This window comes from Bradyrhizobium sp. Leo170 (genome assembly GCF_004296405.1).
GTDB lineage: Bacteria > Pseudomonadota > Alphaproteobacteria > Rhizobiales > Xanthobacteraceae > Bradyrhizobium.
The window spans coordinates 1-2,541 of sequence record NZ_PSRR01000603.1 but is presented as its reverse complement, the minus strand read 5'-3'; the positions used below and the strand labels follow the sequence as shown (position 1 = coordinate 2,541).

The window sequence follows — 2,541 nt, the reverse complement described above, 5'->3', positions numbered from 1 at the left end:
GTCTCCCTCCGGTGAAGGCCGCCTTGTCGGGGTAATACGAGTGCTGTGTAACAGCTCTTATGGACAGCAATAAGTTCAGTGCTCAGATTGAACGGTTCGAGGTTGTCGAGACTGGCCGTCGCCGTCGCTGGACCGATGATGAGAAACTCAAGATCGTTCTGGAGAGTTTGCAGGCCCCGCGCGCGGTCTCGTCGACAGCACGACGATACGGCATCTCGCGCTCGCTCCTGTTGACTTGGCGACGATCGTTTGGGACGCGGACGAGCAATACTGAACAACCTCAGCCAGCGTTTGTGCCAGCGATGGTGATGCCGGACCAACCGCCGGCGCCGCCAGTAGCTTTAGCGGGGCCAGCGAGCGGACGCATGGAGATTGTCGTCGGCAAGGCCTGTCGGGTGATCGTGGACGCCGGCGTTGATATGACCGCGTTGTCTCGCGTATTGGATCTGCTGGAGCGGCGATGATCCCGATCGCGGCAGGGGCGAGGATCTGGATCGCAACCGGTCACACGGACATGCGCAAAGGCATGCAGGGTCTGGCATTGCTGGTGCAGGAGGGGCTGGGGCGGGATCCTTTTGCCGGCGACGTCTTTGTGTTCCGTGGTCGTGCTGGCACCCTGATCAAAGCCCTTTGGCACGATGGGGTCGGGCTGTCGCTCTACGCCAAGCGACTGGACCGTGGCCGCTTCATCTGGCCGGCGACGGCGGATGGCGTGGTATCGCTGACCGCAGCTCAGATGGGCTATTTGCTGGAAGCGATCGACTGGCGCAATCCGCAACACAGCTGGCGGCCGCAGAGCGCAGGATAGGTTGCGCAATAGTCCCGTGAGATTGCAAAAAGCGCACGCCAAATCGTCGCTTTTGTGATTCCATCGGTGCATGGGTGACGGTCCCCAGAAGCTGCCGGAAGACATTGAGGCGCTGCAAGCGGCGTTGCTGGCGACGCGCGCCGAACTCGCCAGCGTTCGCGCCCAGCAGTCCGACGACCATGCGCTGATCGCTCACCTGAAGCTGCAGATCGAAAAGCTGAACCGTGATCGTTATGGCCCTCGCTCGGAGCGTACCGCAAGGCTGCTGGATCAGCTCGAACTGACGCTGGAGGAGCTCGAGGCCTCAGCGACTGAGGACGAACTCGCTGCCGAAATGGCCGCGGCCAAGACGACGAAGGTGGCCTCGTTCACGCGCAAGAGGCCGTCGCGCCAGCCGCTCCCGAACCATCTGCCTCGCGAGCGGGTGCTCGTGCCGGGACCTGTGGCGTGCGCCTGCTGCGGCGGAGCGAGGTTGTCCAAGCTCGGGGAGGACATCACCGAGACGCTGGAGGTGATCCCGAAGTCCTGGAAGGTGATCCAGCACGTCCGGGAGAAGTTCAGCTGCCGTGATTGCGAGAAGATCAGCCAGGCCCCGGCGCCGTTCCACGTCATCGCCCGTGGTTGGGCCGGCCCCAGCTTACTGGCGATGGTGCTGTTCGAGAAGTTCGGCCAGCACCAGCCGCTGAACCGTCAGGCCGAACGCTATGGCAAGGAAGGCGTGCCGATCAGCCTGTCGACCCTCGCCGACCAGGTTGGTGGCTGCACAGTTGCGCTGACGCCCTTGTTCCGGCGCCTCGAGGCCCATGTGCTGAGTGCCGAGCGATTGCACGGGGATGACACGACGGTGCCGGTCCTGGCCAAAGGCAAGACCGACACCGGCCGCATCTGGGTCTATGTACGCGACGACAAGCCTTTTGGCGGGCAGGCCCCGCCGGGAGCAGTGTTTTATTACTCGCGCGATCGCGCCGGCGAGCATCCCCAGGCCCATCTGGCCGGCTACAGCGGCATCTTCCAGGCCGATGCCTATGGCGGCTATGGCAAGCTTTACGACCCGGGCCGCAACGGAGGTCCGATCCTGGAAGCGGCGTGTTGGGTCCATGCCCGACGACCGTTCTTCGTGATGGCTGATCTGGCGGAGAATGCGCGCCGCAAGGTACAAGGCAAAAAGCCAGCGGTGATCTCGCCTCTGGCACTGGAAGCAGTCCGCCGGATCGACGCCTTGTTCGAGATCGAGCGAGGCATCAACGGCGAGACGCCCGAACGGCGCCGGGCCGTCCGCCAGGAGCTGAGCGCGCCGCTGATTGCCGATCTGAAAGTCTGGATGCGTGAACAACGCGCCAAGCTCTCCCGGCGCAACGACGTTGCCAAGGCGATGGACTACATGCTCAAGCGCTGGGATGCGTTTACCCGCTTCCTCGACGATGGCCGCATCTGCCTGTCGAACAACGCCGCCGAACGAGCCCTGCGCGGCATCGCCCTGGGGCGGAAGTCTTGGCTGTTCTGTGGCTCCGACCGCGGCGGCGACCGTGCCGCGATGATGTACAGCCTGATCGTCACAGCCAAAATGAACGACGTGGATCCACAAGCTTGGCTCGCCGACGTCCTGGCACGCATCGCTGCACATCCCGTCCAACGGCTCGACCAACTTTTGCCCTGGAATTGGCGCGACCGAAATAAGCAAGTCAACCAAGCAGCCTGAGTGACAGCTACGCGGTCCTCACCGGATGCTTACG

Annotated in this window: 3 protein-coding genes; all 3 read left to right on the top strand. The window is 63.4% G+C overall.

Annotated elements, in window-relative coordinates:
• Window positions 1-59: 59 nt before the first annotated feature.
• The 3 genes from tnpA to tnpC all read left to right on the top strand — a co-directional run bounded on the left by tnpA (window position 60) and on the right by tnpC (window position 2,507).
• Complete coding sequence (tnpA, locus tag CWO89_RS43000; protein WP_028141346.1) at window positions 60-464, top strand: IS66-like element accessory protein TnpA; 405 nt, start codon at window positions 60-62, stop codon at window positions 462-464.
• Window positions 461-808 (top strand): IS66 family insertion sequence element accessory protein TnpB, encoded by a 348-nt coding sequence (gene tnpB, locus CWO89_RS42995; RefSeq protein ID WP_130584243.1) that lies wholly within the window; start codon window positions 461-463, stop codon window positions 806-808. Before tnpA ends, tnpB begins: the two co-directional genes overlap by 4 nt.
• Window positions 809-878: 70 nt before the next feature.
• A complete protein-coding gene (tnpC, locus tag CWO89_RS42990; RefSeq protein WP_130584242.1) occupies window positions 879-2,507 on the top strand; it encodes an IS66 family transposase in 1,629 nt (542 codons plus the stop codon).
• Window positions 2,508-2,541: the final 34 nt, after the last annotated feature.